17 protein-coding genes and 1 pseudogene are annotated in these 15,227 nt (G+C 66.3%); 12 read left to right on the forward strand and 6 right to left on the reverse strand.

What is annotated here, in order from left to right:
• Nucleotide 1 precedes the first annotated feature (1 nt).
• Nucleotides 2–592, forward strand: a complete 591-nt coding sequence (locus tag G9E11_RS09720; RefSeq protein ID WP_190605124.1) for a TetR/AcrR family transcriptional regulator — start codon at nt 2–4, stop codon at nt 590–592.
• Nucleotides 593–657: 65 nt separating this feature from the next.
• Here G9E11_RS09720 and G9E11_RS09725 read toward each other — a convergent pair whose 3' ends face one another.
• Together G9E11_RS09725 and G9E11_RS09730 are read right to left on the reverse strand one after the other, a co-directional pair.
• Nucleotides 658–2,673, reverse strand: coding sequence for a beta-galactosidase (locus G9E11_RS09725; protein ID WP_190605126.1), 2,016 nt, complete (start codon nt 2,671–2,673; stop codon nt 658–660).
• Between the two features lie 24 nt (nt 2,674–2,697).
• Nucleotides 2,698–2,910 (reverse strand): DUF6807 family protein, encoded by a 213-nt coding sequence (locus G9E11_RS09730; protein ID WP_311764333.1) that lies wholly within the window; start codon nt 2,908–2,910, stop codon nt 2,698–2,700.
• Between the two features lie 213 nt (nt 2,911–3,123).
• On the opposite strand from G9E11_RS09730, the pseudogene G9E11_RS20820 reads away from it, so the two are divergent.
• The 4 genes and pseudogenes from G9E11_RS20820 to G9E11_RS09755 all read left to right on the forward strand — a co-directional run bounded on the left by G9E11_RS20820 (nt 3,124) and on the right by G9E11_RS09755 (nt 5,897).
• Nucleotides 3,124–3,777: pseudogene (locus G9E11_RS20820) on the forward strand (acetylxylan esterase).
• A gap of 341 nt (nt 3,778–4,118) precedes the next feature.
• On the forward strand, nt 4,119–5,267 hold the full coding sequence (locus G9E11_RS09745) for a 3-deoxy-7-phosphoheptulonate synthase (protein ID WP_190605130.1): 1,149 nt from the start codon (nt 4,119–4,121) through the stop codon (nt 5,265–5,267).
• Between the two features lie 98 nt (nt 5,268–5,365).
• Entirely contained in the window at nt 5,366–5,578 is a 213-nt protein-coding gene (locus G9E11_RS09750; protein ID WP_003797758.1) for a helix-turn-helix domain-containing protein, read from the forward strand.
• 220 nt (nt 5,579–5,798) lie between these two features.
• Nucleotides 5,799–5,897, forward strand: a complete 99-nt coding sequence (locus tag G9E11_RS09755; protein ID WP_003792170.1) for a 30S ribosomal protein bS22 — start codon at nt 5,799–5,801, stop codon at nt 5,895–5,897.
• A gap of 155 nt (nt 5,898–6,052) precedes the next feature.
• Here G9E11_RS09755 and G9E11_RS09760 read toward each other — a convergent pair whose 3' ends face one another.
• Complete coding sequence (locus G9E11_RS09760) at nt 6,053–6,871, reverse strand: HAD family hydrolase (RefSeq protein WP_190605132.1); 819 nt, start codon at nt 6,869–6,871, stop codon at nt 6,053–6,055.
• A gap of 83 nt (nt 6,872–6,954) precedes the next feature.
• On the opposite strand from G9E11_RS09760, the gene G9E11_RS09765 reads away from it, so the two are divergent.
• The gene (locus G9E11_RS09765; protein WP_102971679.1) at nt 6,955–7,212 is read left to right on the forward strand and encodes a glutaredoxin family protein; all 258 of its coding nucleotides are present in this window, start codon (nt 6,955–6,957) and stop codon (nt 7,210–7,212) included.
• An 86-nt stretch (nt 7,213–7,298) separates the two neighbouring features.
• Nucleotides 7,299–8,003 carry a redox-sensing transcriptional repressor Rex gene (locus G9E11_RS09770; protein WP_190605134.1) on the forward strand — a complete coding sequence of 235 codons (705 nt, stop codon included), beginning with the start codon at nt 7,299–7,301 and terminating at the stop codon, nt 8,001–8,003.
• A 95-nt stretch (nt 8,004–8,098) separates the two neighbouring features.
• On the opposite strand, the gene G9E11_RS09775 is transcribed toward G9E11_RS09770, so the two are convergent.
• From G9E11_RS09775 to G9E11_RS09785, 3 genes are all read right to left on the reverse strand, one after another.
• Nucleotides 8,099–8,935: an MFS transporter gene (locus tag G9E11_RS09775; protein WP_190605136.1), complete on the reverse strand. Its 837-nt coding sequence runs from the start codon at nt 8,933–8,935 to the stop codon at nt 8,099–8,101.
• Between the two features lie 69 nt (nt 8,936–9,004).
• Nucleotides 9,005–9,259, reverse strand: a complete 255-nt coding sequence (locus G9E11_RS09780; protein ID WP_190605138.1) for a hypothetical protein — start codon at nt 9,257–9,259, stop codon at nt 9,005–9,007.
• A gap of 135 nt (nt 9,260–9,394) precedes the next feature.
• Nucleotides 9,395–9,943 carry a YceI family protein gene (locus tag G9E11_RS09785; protein ID WP_190605140.1) on the reverse strand — a complete coding sequence of 183 codons (549 nt, stop codon included), beginning with the start codon at nt 9,941–9,943 and terminating at the stop codon, nt 9,395–9,397.
• 196 nt (nt 9,944–10,139) lie between these two features.
• Here G9E11_RS09785 and G9E11_RS09790 point away from each other — a divergent pair, with 196 nt between their 5' ends.
• The 5 genes from G9E11_RS09790 to ccsB are packed head-to-tail and all read left to right on the forward strand — an operon-like array spanning nt 10,140 to nt 15,030.
• Nucleotides 10,140–10,805, forward strand: a complete 666-nt coding sequence (locus G9E11_RS09790) for a histidine phosphatase family protein (RefSeq protein ID WP_190605142.1) — start codon at nt 10,140–10,142, stop codon at nt 10,803–10,805.
• A gap of 3 nt (nt 10,806–10,808) precedes the next feature.
• The gene (locus G9E11_RS09795) at nt 10,809–11,420 is read left to right on the forward strand and encodes a TlpA family protein disulfide reductase (RefSeq protein WP_190605144.1); all 612 of its coding nucleotides are present in this window, start codon (nt 10,809–10,811) and stop codon (nt 11,418–11,420) included.
• A 6-nt stretch (nt 11,421–11,426) separates the two neighbouring features.
• Complete coding sequence (locus tag G9E11_RS09800) at nt 11,427–12,182, forward strand: cytochrome c biogenesis CcdA family protein (protein WP_190605146.1); 756 nt, start codon at nt 11,427–11,429, stop codon at nt 12,180–12,182.
• Complete coding sequence (resB, locus tag G9E11_RS09805) at nt 12,182–13,924, forward strand: cytochrome c biogenesis protein ResB (protein WP_190605148.1); 1,743 nt, start codon at nt 12,182–12,184, stop codon at nt 13,922–13,924. Before G9E11_RS09800 ends, resB begins: the two co-directional genes overlap by 1 nt.
• A complete protein-coding gene (gene ccsB, locus G9E11_RS09810) occupies nt 13,924–15,030 on the forward strand; it encodes a c-type cytochrome biogenesis protein CcsB (RefSeq protein WP_190605150.1) in 1,107 nt (368 codons plus the stop codon). The genes resB and ccsB overlap by 1 nt, the downstream gene beginning before the upstream one ends.
• The last annotated feature ends 197 nt before the right edge of the window (nt 15,031–15,227 follow it).

Here is a 15,227-nt window from a genome sequence, read left to right on the forward strand (position 1 = left end):
AATGTCTCCCTCCAAGCCCCGCGGGCAGTACGCCAAAGGCGCCGAACGCCGCGAGCAGATCATCCAGACCGCCACCGATGTCTTTGCCACCGAAGGTTTTGAGGGTACGGCCCTCAAGCGCGTGGCCGAGCTTGTGGGGGTCAAGGAAGCAACGCTCTTCCACTACTTCAGCGGCAAGCAGGAGCTGCTGACTGCGGTGCTTGCCGAGCGTGACCGGCGCAGCAGGGATATTGGCGGACTGACAGAATTTGGCCTGCCCGCCCTGGCGACCGTGGCGGAGCGGAACGAGAAGGAGCCCGGGCTTACCACGCTCTACGCCGTGGCGTCGGCGACGGCCAACGATCCCGGGCACGCTTCGCACGGCTACTTCCAGGACAGATACTCCCAGTTGGTGGAGGAGCTGGCGCTCGACATCGGCCGGCGCCAGGAGGCGGGCGAGGTCCGGTCTGATGTCGCGGCGGAGTCACTCGCGCGGCTGGTCATCGCCGCATTCGACGGCCTTCAGCTGCAGTGGCTGTACGACAAGAAAGTGGACATGGCCGGCGGCCTGGCGGAGCTCGTCGACGTGCTGCTGGTCCCGGCAAAGCCCTAGTCTTGTCCCCGGCGCGCGGCCACTTCGGGGGCCTTTAGCGGCCATTATCTGGACAAATACTCCTGTCAGTCCTCGGCGATCACGGCCACAGCTCCGCCGGGGACGATCCCGCCGAAACGGCCGCCGCCCAAGAGTTCCTCGCCGTCGGCCTTCACTTCCGCGTCCTCCCGTCCGTGGTTGATGGCGAAGAGGAAACGGCGCCCGTCGGCCGTGACGCGGCAGATCAGTTCGACGCCGGCGGCGGCCTCCGCGGAGGCGGCCACTCCCGCTTCGGCCAGGAGCCGGTCCAGCAGGCTCTCAATGCCGTCGCGGCCGGGGAGGGTGCCCAGGTACCAGGCGGCGCCGCGGCCGGTGCTCCTCCGGGTCAGTGCGGGCACGCCGGAGAGCGGGTAGCCGGTGAAGGTGGCCAGCGCCTCGGCCCCGGCAAGGTGGACGTGTTCGCTCCAGACCCGGCCGATGGTGCCGTCGCTCAGAGTCACCTGGCCGCCCTCGAGCAGCGGGTGGAACTCCTCGGTCCTGATGCCCAGCAGCTCCCGGAAGGCGCCCGGATAGCCGCCCAGCCGGATGTGGTCCCGGTCGTCGACGATGCCGCTGAAGTAGCTGACCAGCACCGTCGCACCGGCCGCGGCCGCGCCGGCGATGTTGACCGCGGCGGCATCGGTGACGCAGTACAGCGTGCACACCAGGACCAGGCTGTAGCCGGAGAGGTCCGCGGCCGGGTGGACGAAGTCCACGCCCACGCCGCGCAGGAACAGCGAGCGGTGGAATTCGCGGATCAGGTCCAGGTACTTCACGTCCTCGCTGGGGTGCGAGTCCAGTTCACTGGCCCACCATGCCTCGTAGTCGAACACGATGGCCACCCGGGATTCCACCGTGGAGCCCTTGACCGCGCCCAGCCTGCCAAGGGCTTCGCCCAAGGCCACCACCTCCCGCCACACCCGGGTGTCGCGCCCGCCGTGCGGCACCATCGCCGAATGGAACTTCTCGGCACCGGCAACGCTCTGTCGCCACTGGAAAAACATGACGGCATCGGCACCGCGGGCCACATGGGCCAGGGAGTTGCGGAGCATTTCGCCGGGCATCTTCGGCTGGTTGCGGGCCTGCCAGTTCACGGCCGACGTCGAGTGTTCCATCAGGATCCATGGCTTGTTGCCCGCGACGCCGCGCGTGAGGTCAGCGCTGAACGCCAGTTCGATTTCGCGCTCCGGATCTGCGGCCACGAGGTAGTGGTCGTTGGCCACCACGTCCAGGTCCTGCGCCCAGTCGAAGTAGTCCAGGGACTTGGTGGCGCTGGAAACCATGAGGTTGGTGGTGGCAGGGACGTTGGGGGTCACCTCGCGGATCACCGCCAGCAGGCTCCGGTAGTAGTCCATCAGCGCCCACGAGCTGAACCGCTGGAAGTCCAGCCGCTGCGTCGGATTGAGGGTGGTGGGGGCAGCCCGCGGCGGGATGATCTCCTCGAACGAGGCATAGTGCTGGGACCAGAAGGCCGTCCCCCAGGCCCCGTTCAGGGCCTCGATGCTGCCGTACCGGCGCTCCAGCCAGCGCCGGAATGCCGCGGCGTCCTCGTCGCCGTAGAACTCTGAAACGTGGCAGCCCAGCTCGTTGTCCACGTGCCACAGCGCCAGCGCCGGATGGTCCTTGTACCGTTCGGCCAGTTTCCGGGTAATGCCCGCGGCATACCGTCGGTAAACAGCGGACGACGGCGAGTAGTGCCGCCGGGAGCCGCGCTCCAGGACGGTGCCCTCCGCCGTTACCGGCAGGACTTCCGGATGCTTCCGCACCAGCCATGCCGGGGGAGCGGCCGTGGCCGTGGCGAGCGCAACTTTTATGCCCGCGGCGCCGAGGCTGTCCAGGACCTCGTCCAGCCAGGCAAAGTCGTACTCACCTTCGCGCGGCTCCAGGAGCGCCCAGGAAAAGATGGCCACGCTGAGGAGGGTCACCCCGGCCTCCTGCATGAGGCCGATGTCCTCCAGCCGTACATCCGCCGGCCACTGCTCGGGGTTGTAGTCACCGCCAAAGGCCAGGCCGGGACCGCTGTTCCAGGACGGGGTAGGGGGAGAGGGCTCTGGAGCGGGCATGGGACTCCTTTGTCGGGGCGGTGGTCAGCCTCTTCCAGTGTTACCCAAAGCGACCAGGGATGCGACGGCGGACGGCGACAGTTCGCCGTCGCACACCCACACGCTCAGGCTCCGTTGCAGCGATTCCCCGGCAGCCAGGGCCACCGGCTCGTACCAGGCCAGGGCCGATCCGACGGCGGGGTAGCCGAAGCAGCGGACAAACCATGGATCCGCGGACTCGGCTGGAGCGCTGAACACGAGGGTCGCGGGCTGCCCGGACCGGGTGCCGGGGACTTCGCCGAACGCTGCTGTGCCGGCTCACTCACCGGCGGACTCGACGCGCTGCGGGCGCTGGTGCGCGCGTCACACAGGCTCGACAGGTTCGAGGCCGTGCTGGTCTGATAGGAACTGCCCGCCGCCCGGCTGCCTGCCACTATTAGGAAGCCCGTCAACCCTCAGAACGGAAAATCGATGCCGCTGTTCGATCTTCCCCTCGAGGAGCTCCGTCGGTACACCTCCTCGGCCGTCCTGCCGCCGGACTTCGAGGCCTTCTGGGACCGCACGATCCGGGACGCAAGGACCTTCCCGCTCGACACCGTCTTCGAGCCGGTGGAGAACTACCTGGCCATCGTGGCACGCGGCCAGGGTTACTCGGGGGCAGTCGGCGACACCGCGGACCCGCACCGTCGGCAGGTGCGGTGGCGTACGCGGGCCTCATGACGCGGGGCGCAGCCAGCCGTGAGGACTATTACTACCGCCGCGTGTACGGGGATGCGTTCCGTGCCGTCGAGGCCGGGCAGTCGCATCCGGACGTGGACGCGTCCCGGATTGTGGTGGCGGGCGTGAGCCAGGGCGGCGGGATCACCGTCGCTGTGGCCGGACTCGCTGCCGGACGGCTCGTCAGCGACGGCCCCGGCGCTGTTCTCCGTGGCGCAGATGGACGACGTCTGCCCGCCCTCGACCGTCTTCGCCAGCTACAACGCCTACGGGACCGGCGCCGGCGGGGGAGTGGCGGCTGGGGGACCGGCAAAGGACATCGACGTCTACCGCTTCAACAACCACGAGGGCGGCCAGGAGCACCACTGGATCCGGCAGCTGCAGTACCTGCGCAAACTCCTGGGCTGAGCCGCCCCCGTCAACAGGAACAGCGCGAACGTACACTTGTGGCCCTTGGGAAACGCTTCCTGGGGGCCCAAGTGTACGTTCGCGCTGCCCCGGCCGGCGCTGCTCCATGGTCCGAATGTGACGCAGCTGATTTGGCGATCCTTCAGTGCGGGCTTATGGTCGTTTCCATGACTAACCGTTGGTATGCGTATTTTTCGTTGGCTCTGGAGGGGCCCGCGTCTAACTGACACGCATCCAACTTTCCTTCAGAGCCAACAGGGCAGAGATCATTCTCTGCCCTTCGCCATATCTACGGCGGGTTCTGATCAGGGCCCGCTCCCACCCGGAACAGGACCCCGAAAATGAGCGCAACAGCCACCGAACCCCAGCAGTCGCACGCATCGTCGACGTCGAAACGCCAGTCCACGTCGAACCTGAGGGTCAGCGAGCTCACCGCCCTGCCCACGCCGCAGGAGATGATGGCGGAACTGCCGCTGGACGCGAAGGCGGCCGACGTCGTCGAACGCGGCCGTGACGAAGTCCGCGCCATCATGGATGGCGTGGACGACCGCCTGCTGGTGATCGTCGGTCCGTGCTCCATCCACGACCCCAAGGCCGGCCTGGAATACGCCCGCCGGCTGGTCAGCCAGGCCGAGAAGCACAAGGAAGACCTGCTCATCGTCCTGCGGGCCTACTTCGAGAAGCCCCGCACCACGGTGGGTTGGAAGGGCCTCATCAACGATCCGCACCTGGACGGCAGCCACGACATCGCCGGCGGCCTGCGCGCGGCCCGCAGCTTCCTGCAGCAGGTCACCGCCCTGGGGTTGCCCACCGCCACTGAGTTCCTCGAGCCCATCAGCCCGCAGTACATGGCCGACCTCATCTCCTGGGGTGCTATCGGCGCGCGGACCACGGAAAGCCAGATCCACCGGCAGCTCGCCTCCGGCCTGTCCATGCCCATCGGCTTCAAGAACGGGACCGACGGCGACCTCCAGGTGGCGGTGGACGCGTGCGGCGCTGCCGCCGCAGCCCAGGCTTTCCTCGGGATCGACGGCGACGGCCGGGCCGCCCTGGTGTCCACCGCGGGCAACCCCGACACCCACGTGATCCTCCGCGGCGGCCGGAAGGGCCCCAACTACTCGGCCGCCGACGTCGAGGCGGCCTCCGCCAGGCTCGCCGCCAAGAACCTCAACCCGCGGCTGATCGTGGACGCCAGCCACGCCAACAGCGGCAAGAGCCACCACCGCCAGGCCGAGGTGGCGCTCGAAATCGGCGCGCAGATCGAGGACGGGGGAACGGCCGGCGGGGCGATCGCCGGCGTCATGCTGGAGAGCTTCCTCGTGGGCGGCGCACAGAACCTCGACGTGGCCGAGCATGCCGCCCGACGCTCGGACCTGGTCTACGGCCAGAGCGTCACGGATGCCTGCATGGAGTGGGATGTGACGGCGTCCGTGCTTGAACAGCTGGCGGCATCGTCGCGGAAACGGCGGGCTTTCACTATGGCCACGTGAGCATCTAGAGTAACTAGAACACGGTTGTTCGATGGCTCAGCATCGGCGCACACCGCAGATAGACCGGCGTCGTTGCTGAGAGCAAAGGAATATGGGTAATGTCCGCAGAGTCGAACTTCTCGAACGCCAAGTTCTTGACCGTGGCCGAGGTGGCTGAGGTAATGCGTGTCTCCAAAATGACCGTGTACCGCCTTGTCCATTCGGGGGAGATGCCCGCCGTCAGGTTCGGCCGCTCCTACCGCGTCCCGGAGACCGCCGTCGAACAGTACCTTAAGGGTGCTGTCGTGGACGGTCATACCGGCACCGCCTAACCGGACCCTGCTGACCGCACCGATCCCGTGGTTGCTGCAGCCGCCTTGGGGGCCGCTGCACGCCACGGGCTGTGCTGGTCAGGGGATGCTCCGGATAAGCGGTACTCTGTTAAGGAACGTTTTACGTCATTGTAAGAATCTGTCAGTTGTTCAGTCTGTTGCTCAGTCCACGGACCTTCTTCACCAGACAGGTACTGCATCTAGTTTGTAAGGAACTTTCGTGGGTTCAGTTATTAAGAAGCGTCGCAAGCGTATGGCCAAGAAGAAGCACCGCAAGTTGCTTCGTAAGACCCGCCACCAGCGCCGCAATAAGAAGTAGAGCTCGCTCTACGCTTCAATGCCCGTCCCCTTTCGAGGGTGCGGGCATTTTTGCGTCCGGCGACGCGCAAAAAGCCCTGCGACGCGCCAAACGCCTGGCGCACCGGGAATTCCCGCGTCGTGGGGGATTCTGCGCGTCGAGGGGAAAGAACAGCGTCAGACGCGGGGGCCGCGGAAGCGCGTGTAACCCCGCCACAGGCCGTAGACTGCTCCGCCTGCTGTGGCTGCTTTGAGGCCCAGCGTGGCGGCCCGGCGGCCGGAGCGGAAGTCGTAGACCGGCCAGTTGTGTTCGCGGGCGTGCTTGCGCAGGCGGGAGTCCGGGTTGATCGCCACGGGGTGGCCCACCATCGTCAGCAGCGGGATGTCGTTGTAGGAGTCGCTGTACGCCCAGCAGCGCTTCAGGTCCAGTCCGTGGTTGTCCGCGATGCCCTGGACTGCGACGGCCTTGGCTGCGCCGTGCAGGATGTCCCCGACGAGCCTGCCGGTGTAGAAGCCATCCTTGGTCTCGCCCACGGTCCCGAGGGCGCCGGTCAGCCCCAGCCGCGTGGAAATCACGGTGGCCACCTCGATCGGCGTCGCCGTGACAAGCCAAACCTTCCGGCCTACCCGCAGGTGCTGCTCGGCCAGGGCCTTCGCGCCCGGCCAGATCCGGGAGGCGATCATCTCGTCGTAGACTTCCTCGCCCAGCGCCCGGATATCCTCCTCCGTGATGCCGGCGGCAAGCCTCAGCGCTGAATCCCGCACCGCGTGGACGTCATTGAGGTTCTCACCCCGGAGCACGAACTTGAGCTGCTTCCATGCCATTCCCGCCGCCTGCGCCAGCGTGAAGGCTCCGCGCTGGTGCATTTTTCTGGCCACGTGGAACAGGCTGGCGCCGCGCATGAGGGTGTTGTCGACGTCGAAGAAGGCTGCCTCGCCGTGTTGCTGCTTCGCAACCGGACGGTGGGCCACAGCGACGTACTTCTCCTCGGGCATGCCACTGAGTCTAGTCAATGCAGTACCGCGCGACTGACTGCCCCCGCGTCGCTCACCGCCGGGAACGGCGATACGGTTGAAGCATGGCAAACCCCGACGTCGTTCTCCTCACCAAAGCTGACTGTCACCTGTGCGCCGCGGCACGCGACGCCGTCGGGCGGGTAACTGCCGGGCTGGGACTTTCGTGGTCGGAGCGGCAGCTGGACTCCGACGACGAACTGCGCGACCGCTATGCCGAGGAGATTCCGGTGGTGCTGGTGGACGGAATCCAGCGCGATTTCTGGAAGATCGACGAGGCCCGCCTGGAGCGTGTCCTGCGCCGTGCCATCGCAGGGGATTAGCCGATTTCGAACAATGGCGCCGGCTTTGTTGACTTAACTGATGGGGATCTAGAGTGGACTCACAACGCGACGCAACGGAGCAGATAGTGACTTCGCTCGATTCACCACCTCAAGCCGTGCCCGGGCCAGCCGGTCCCACCGGCGCTGCCGGAAAGCAGATTCCGCCGGCAGCCGTGGCCCGGCTGACGATCTACCTGCGCGCCCTGAACTCCCTGCTGGCTGAAGGCACCGAGCGGGTCTCCTCCGAATCACTGGCTGAGCTTTCCGGGGTCAGCTCCTCAACCCTCCGCAAGGACTTGTCGCACGTGGGCTCCTACGGCACCCGGGGCGTGGGCTACGAGGTGCAGTACCTGAGCCGCCACATCGCCGCCGCACTGGGCCTGACGCATGACTGGAAAGTCGCGATTGTCGGCGCCGGCAACCTGGGCAAGGCGCTGGCCCGCTACGGCGGCTTTGAATCCAGGGGCTTTGACGTGGTTGCCATCTTCGACGCCGACCAGATGGTGGTGGGCAACGAGGTGGGCTGGCTGCGGGTCAGTGACGTTGCCGACCTGGAAGCGGTCCTGGAGCGGACCGGCACCAACATGGTGGTGCTGGCGCTGCCTGCCGCAGTGGCCCAGAGTATTTGTGACCGGGTGGTGGGCGCCGGCGTGCGCAGCATCCTCAGTTTTGCTCCCGTGATGCTCCAGGTGCCCGACGGCGTGACGCTGAGGAAGGTGGACATGGCCACCGAGCTGCAGATCCTGGCCTACCACGCGCAACGGGCGCAGACGCCCGGCCAGCCGGAGTAACTCCGGCCTTTCAGGAATCTGCGCCCGTTGGCGGTAAGACTTGTTGCTTTGCGGGTGCCTAGCGGCTTGCCAGTAGCTAGCAGTGTTCGCTTTGCCTAGCGGCCGTACGGGCCGCCCGGCTGCGAGTAGGGATTGGCGAACGGCTGCGGCTTCTGGAAGTACGGTGCCGCCCCCGGCAGGTACAACATGATGATCGCGGCGATGCCGAGGAGGCCCACCAGGGTGTTCAGGCCGGCCGGGAAGAGGCTGAACAGGGAAAGAGCGGCAAAGACAGTGCCCAGAATGCGGGCCCAGTTCTTGCCCTTCCGGATGTTGAATGCCACCAGCGCGTAGAGGCCGGCGCCGATCAGGGCAAAGACCACCATGGTTCCGATGATGAAGCCCTTGACGTCCTCGAACGCGATGTTCTGACCGCTGCCGCGCAGCTGCTCCTCGAACTGGCTCCGCTTTGCCGGGTCATCCAGGGTGGGAATCGTGATCAGGATGGACAGGATCGACAGGACCCCGGCGGCGATGATCATCCAGAAGGAATAATTCACGAGCTTCGGGACGCCGGCGCCGGTGGCTGCCTGCGACTGTTCCGAGGGGTACTGCCCGTAGGGGGACTGGCCGTAAGGACTCTGGCCGGACGGCGACTGCCCATACTGCGGCGAATTCTGGCCATACTGGGGCTGTCCGTACTGCGGTGCGCCTTGTCCGCCCTGTCCGTACTGTGGCGAGTTCTTGCCATACTGCGGAGCATTCTCTCCGTACTGGGGAGCGCCTTGTCCGCCCTGTCCATACTGCGGAGCATTCTCTCCGTACTGCGGGGTGCCCTGCCCGTATTGGGGCGCGTCCTGACCGTAGCGGGGCTGTCCGTTGCCTGGCTGGGAACCGTCGTTGGGCTCGTTGGAGCCGGGGTCATTGGAGTGCGGGACTGGAGGATTGCTCATGAGCGGTCCTTTGCGTAGTGACGTTCTGAATCGGCTACCGGTTCAGACGCCTGCCCTCCCCAGCATGGTTCACTTCCCACCGTACCCCTCGGCGGGTACGCGGTGGATCATTCCGGAGAGGTATTCCAAAGGCGGGCCAACCTGCGGAAACGCTGCCGGCAGGGGATTCTCCGCCTTGAAGATCGGCGGCGTTGCCGGGAAGCGTCGTCGGGCGTCGATCAGGGGCGGCCCCGTGCCGCCGATCGCACCGCCGAGCAGCCCCAGCAGCCCGCCGATCACCCAGATCCAGTAGGACACCTTGAGCTCTGCGGGCAATTCCGTCACGTCGAAGAGGCCGGAGAAGCCGCCAGCCGGCAGAGCCTCGCCGAAGTTCCTGAACGCCGAACGCCCCGCCTGCGGAGAGTCCGCGGACGGGGCGTTTCGTAGCCACTAATCGTGGCTGCCGGACCTGCCTGAAACCTACGCTGCAGGTGCGATGAAGGCCAGTTCCAGGTTGATGGCAACCTTGTCGCTGACCAGGACGCCGCCGGCTTCCAGCACGGCGTTCCAGGTCAGGCCGAAGTCCTTGCGGCTGATGGTGGTCTCGGCGGAAACACCGGCGCGGGTGTTGCCGAAGGGATCAACTGCAACGCCGTTGAATTCGGTCTCGAGGGAAACGGGGCGGGTGACACCCTTGATGGTCAGGTCGCCCTGGAGTTCGTAGCTGTCGCCGTTGGCAACGAGGCCGTTGGAGACGAAGGTGATCACCGGGAACTTCTCGACGTCGAAGAAGTCCTCGCCGCGGACGTGGCCGTCGCGGTTGGCGTCGCCGGAGTCGAAGCTGGCGGTCTGGATGGTGGCCTCGACCTTGGTGGCCGTCACGTCGTCGGCGAGGTCCAGGGTTGCGGCGGCGTCCTTGAACTGGCCGCGGACCTTGCTGATGCCGGCGTGGCGGACGGTGAAGGCGATCTCGCTGTGGGAGTTGTCGAGGGTCCAGGTGCCGCGGGTGAGTTCGGTGGAAAGTGCCATGGTGCTTCTCCTTGTATCAGTAGGTCAATCGGTGATCGTTGAGCTTTTGTTGAACTCTCAACTAACTGCTGCATCCAGTATAAACATGCATTTGCATCTTTTATTCCACCGCCAGGGAACTTTTTGAAAAATTTCTGAGTTCTACTAGGTGTAGAAGATTTCGTCATTACCCCTGCCCTTTGAGAAACTGGTAGACATGCCCCAAGCCACTGTCCATTTGCTCCGCCACGGCGAGGTCCATAACCCCGAAGGTGTCCTGTACGGCAGGCTGCCTGAATTCCACCTCTCCGAACTTGGCCGGCAGATGGCGCAGACGCTCGCCGAGCACTTCCGCGAGCGCGTTTCCCAGGGCGCCAACATCGTGTACCTGGTGGCGTCGCCGCTCACCCGCGCCCAAGAGACCGCCCAGCCCACCTCGGAAGCTCTCGGGTTGGACATCCACACAGACGGCCGCATCATCGAGGCGGAAAACTACTTCGAAGGGCTGAAGGTCACCAAAGCCGAGCTGCGCAAACCCAAGCACTGGCCGCACCTGATCAACCCTTTCCGGCCCTCGTGGGGCGAGCCCTACAAGCAGCAGGCAGCCCGCGTGACCGAGGCCGTCCAGGAAGCGCGCGCCAAGGCCGTCGAGCTTGGCGGCGACGGTGCCGAGGCAATCCTGGTCTGCCACCAGCTCCCGATCTGGGCCACGCGGCTCAGCGCCGAGGGCAAGCCGCTGTGGCACGATCCGCGGAAACGCGAATGCACCCTGACCTCCCTCACCTCCCTGGTTTTCGGCGACGATGGCGCGCTGCTGCGCGTGGAGTACAGCGAACCTGCCGCCGCCCTTCTTCCCGGTGCCTCGAGCACCCCCGGAGCCTAAGCTATGACTGAAACACCCAAAAGTTCCCGCCGCAGCGTCCTCGCCGCCGGCGGCCTGGCCCTCACGGCGATCACGCTGGGCCTGTCCGCCTGCGCCCAGGAGGACGCCTTGGCCAAACAGGCCAAGGCAGGGGACAACAAGAACTACGTGGCGGGCGACGGCTCCGTGACGGAATTCGCCGCAGCGGAGCGCAAGTCCGGCATCCAAATCCAGGGCACCCTCTTCAACGGCACCGCCGTTGCGCCCAAGGACTTCCTGGGCAAGGTCACCGTGCTGAACTTCTGGTTCGCCGGTTGCGCGCCCTGCCGGGTGGAAGCGCCGTCCTTGGAGGCCCTCCACCAGGAGTTCAGGACCAAGGGCGTCCAGTTCTTCGGCGTGAACCTGCGTGATGAGAAGGCCACAGCCGACGCCTTCGATAAGACCTTCGGCCTTACCTACCCGAGCTTCGACGACAAGGACGGCAGCGTGCTGCTGGCTGTGTCCGGTTTGGTGCCCCCGGGCGCCGTCCCCACGACGCTCGTGGTGGACAAGCAGGGCCGGGTGGCGTCGCGTGTTCTGGGGGAGATCGAGAAGGGCACACTCAAAGCTCTCATCCAGTCCGCCGTGGCAGAGTAACCTCCCGTGAACAGCCCCTTCGCCGAAGCCATCCTGAACGGTTCGCTGCTGCTCGCCATCCCCGTGGCGCTGCTGGCCGGACTCGTGTCCTTCCTCTCGCCGTGCGTGCTCCCGCTGGTGCCCGGATACCTGGGCTACGTCACGGGCCTCACCGGTGTGGACCTGCAGAAGCAGAAGCGTGGCCGCATGCTCGCCGGCATTGGCCTGTTCGTGCTCGGCTTCTCGGTGATCTTCGTGCTGCTCGGCGGCGCGTTCGGACAACTGGGCTCGCTGATCTCGGGCAGGCAGAACGCCTGGGTTACGCAAGTCCTCGGCGTCCTGGTGATCCTCATGGGCGTGGTGTTCATGGGCGGCTTCTCCTGGTTCCAGCGCGACGCCAAGATTCACGCGAAACCGCCGGCAGGCCTCTGGGGTGCGCCGCTGCTGGGAATCACGTTCGGCCTCGGCTGGGCGCCCTGCATCGGCCCCACCTATTCAGCCGTCCAGCTCCTGAGCCTCTCTGGCGGCTCCTCCGCCGCGAAGGGTGCATTCCTGGCCTTCGTCTATAGCCTTGGGCTGGGCATCCCGTTCCTGCTGATTGCCCTGGCGGTGCGCCGCGGCGCGGGAGTGATGTCCTTCTTCCGCAAGCACCGGCTGGCCATCCAGCGCACCGGCGGTGGAGTCCTGATTGTCCTGGGCATCCTGATGGCCACGGGTCTGTGGGGAACCTGGGTCACCGAGTTGCAGTACTGGTTCCAAACCGATGTGAAGTTGCCGATCTGATGAGCGAGCGTGTGAAGTCAACCGAGAAATCCCCGGCCGAGGAGGCCCCGCAGCCCGGGCCCGCCCATAATGGCCCGCCCAAGGACGCCGTGAAGGCCGCCAAGACCGGGGCCGCCCTCCCGTCCCTGGGCATCGTGGGCATGCTCCGCTGGGCCTGGACCCAGCTGACCAGCATGCGCACCGCGCTGTTCCTCCTCCTGCTGCTGGCGGTGGCCGCTGTGCCCGGATCGCTGTTCCCGCAGCGGCCGGCCAACCCCTCCGTGGTAACGCAGTACATTAAGGACCACCCCGACTACGGCAAGCTGCTGGACTCGGTGCAGCTGTACGACGTCTACTCCTCGGCCTGGTTCTCGGCCATCTACATCCTGCTGTTCATCTCGCTGATCGGCTGCGTGGTGCCCCGCGCCATCGCCCACTACAAGGCCATGCGTTCGCAGCCGCCGCGCACGCCGAAGCGGCTCTCCCGCCTGCCCGAGTACGGCACCCTGGTGGTGCCGGCGGACGCCGGGATCCCGGCGTCGGACGCCATTGAGGATGCGGCGGCGCTGCTGAAGAAACGCGGGTACCGCGTTGAGGTCAGGCACGACGACGGCGCGCGGCCGTCTTTGGGGGCCGAGCGGGGCTTCCTGAAGGAAGTGGGAAACCTGGTCTTCCACACCTCGCTGATCGGCGTGCTGGTGTCCGTGGCCGTCGGGGGGCTCTTCGGCTACAGCGGCCAGCGGATCCTCGTGGAGGGCGACACCTTCGTGAACACCCTGGTGGGCTACGACCAGTTCACGCCCGGCACCAACTTCCAGAGCGGCCAGCTCCAGCCCTACTCGATCCAGCTGGACAAGTTCCAGGCCACGTTCGACCGCGAATCGCAAGGCAAGTTCGGCCAGCCCATCGACTTCACGGCGGACGTCACCACTAAGGAAAACCCCGGGGCGCCGGCCAAGAAGGAAGTCCTTAAGGTCAACGACCCCGTCACCCTGGGCGGCACCAGCATCTACCTGACGGGCAACGGCTACGCCCCGGTGGTCACGGTCCGTGACGGCAAGGGCAACGTGGCCATGCAGGGTCCCGTGGTGGCCAAGCTGCAGGGCGAGAACTACTACTCCTCCGTGGTGATCAAGGTGCCCGACGCGAAGCCCGACCAGCTGGGCTTCGCCGGCTTCTTCCTGCCGACAGCGTTCGTGACTGAGCAGGGCATCTCCTTCAGCGGCGACCCGGACCTCATCAACCCGCAGCTGAGCCTGAACTCGTACTACGGCGACCTCGGCCTGGACAAGGGCGCGCCGCAGAACGTGTTTGAGCTTGACGTCAAGGGCCTCAAGGAGCTCAACAGCCGCAAGGCTGCGGCGGGTGGCATCACGCTCGCGCCGGGCAACACCTACACATTGCCCGAAGGCAAGGGGTCCATCACGTTCGACGGCGTGAAGAAGTACGTGGGCGTGGACATCCACCACAACCCCGGGCAGCTTTCCGCGCTGACCTTCGCGCTGCTTGCCGTGGCCGGCCTCATCGTTTCGCTTTACGTCAACCGCCGCCGCGTCTGGGTGCGCACCGGCACCCACGAGGACGGCCGGACCATGGTGGAGTACGGCCTCCTGGCCCGCGGCGAGGACCACCGGCTGGCCGGCGAGGCCGCAGCGGTGCGCAGCCTCCTGGCGGGCCAATGGAACCTGGACGCCGACAACCCCGAAACAGCACCTTCCAACTCCTCATCAGCCGGCTCGCCTGAGCCAAAGAAGGACCAGTAATGTTTCCCATCAACGAGACCATGGGCCAGTACAGCGAGCTCTTCATGCTGCTGGCGGCCGGCACCTACACCGTCGCCTTCATCGCGTTCGCGTGGGACCTGGCGAGGAGCAGCAAGTCCCTGAAGGCAATTGACCTCAAGGCTGCGGCTGCAGGTGCGTCGGCGGATTCTTCCGCCAAGGTTCCGGTGGCTGCGGGCGCGTCCGCAGCAGCAGCCACGTCGCGGCCCGCGGGCAGCGGTGGGGGCCGCCTGTCCGGACCGGCAGACCGTGCCGAGCGGCCGTCGTCGTACGTCTCCACCGCGAACGGCGCCGGACAAACTGCCGACGACAGCATGCGCTACGGCGAACGCCGGGCCCCCGCACGCGTGGCCGTGGCTCTGACCGTCCTGGGCGCCGCGATCCACGCCGCCGCCGTGCTGACCCGCGCTGTCGGCGCCGGCCGTGTGCCGTGGGGCAATATGTACGAGTTCCTCACCACCGGCGCTTTCGTGGCCGCGGCTGTGTTCCTCGTGGTGCTGATCCGCCGCGACCTGCGCTTCCTCGGCACGTTCGTGGTGGGCCTGGTGGTCATCATGCTGGTGGCCGCGTCCGTTGCGTTCTGGACGCCCGTCGGCCACCTGGTGCCCGCGCTGCAGAGCTACTGGCTGATCATCCACGTCTCGATCGCAGTGATGTCCTCGGCGCTGTTCACCCTGACCTTTGCCATGTCCGCGCTGCAGCTGGTCCAGTCGCACCGGCAGCGGACCATTGCGGCCGGCGGCGACGACAAGCTGGGGTTCATGCGCCTGGTGCCGTCCGCGCTGAGCCTCGAGAACCTGTCCTACCGCATCAACGCGATCGCCTTCATCGGCTGGACGTTCACTCTCATGTTCGGTGCGATCTGGGCCGAGAAAGCCTGGGGACGCTTCTGGGGCTGGGACACCAAGGAAGTGTGGACCTTCGTGATCTGGGTGGTCTACGCCGGCTACCTGCACGCCCGTGCCACCCGAGGCTGGACGGGGACTCGCGCGGCCTGGCTGTCCATCGTGGGCTACCTCTGCGTGGTCTTCAACTTCACCATCGTGAACCAGTTCTTCAACGGCCTGCACTCGTACTCGGGGCTTTAGGGCGTTCTGCGGCCTCCTTCGGCGGGGCCTCGCTCTGCAGGCGTCTTCGACTTACCAAAACGGGCCGCTTGGGCTCGTTGATTACCCGAAAGGGCCGCTCAGCTTGCTGCTGGGCGGCCTTTTTTGGCAAAACGGTGCAGGCGCGGACTGCTGGAAGCGTTCTGGGTGCGCGTGTGCCTGACGCCCGGGGAGCGCGG

The sequence above is a fragment of the Arthrobacter ipis genome (genome assembly GCF_014694315.1).
Classification (GTDB): Bacteria; Actinomycetota; Actinomycetes; order Actinomycetales; family Micrococcaceae; genus Arthrobacter; species Arthrobacter ipis.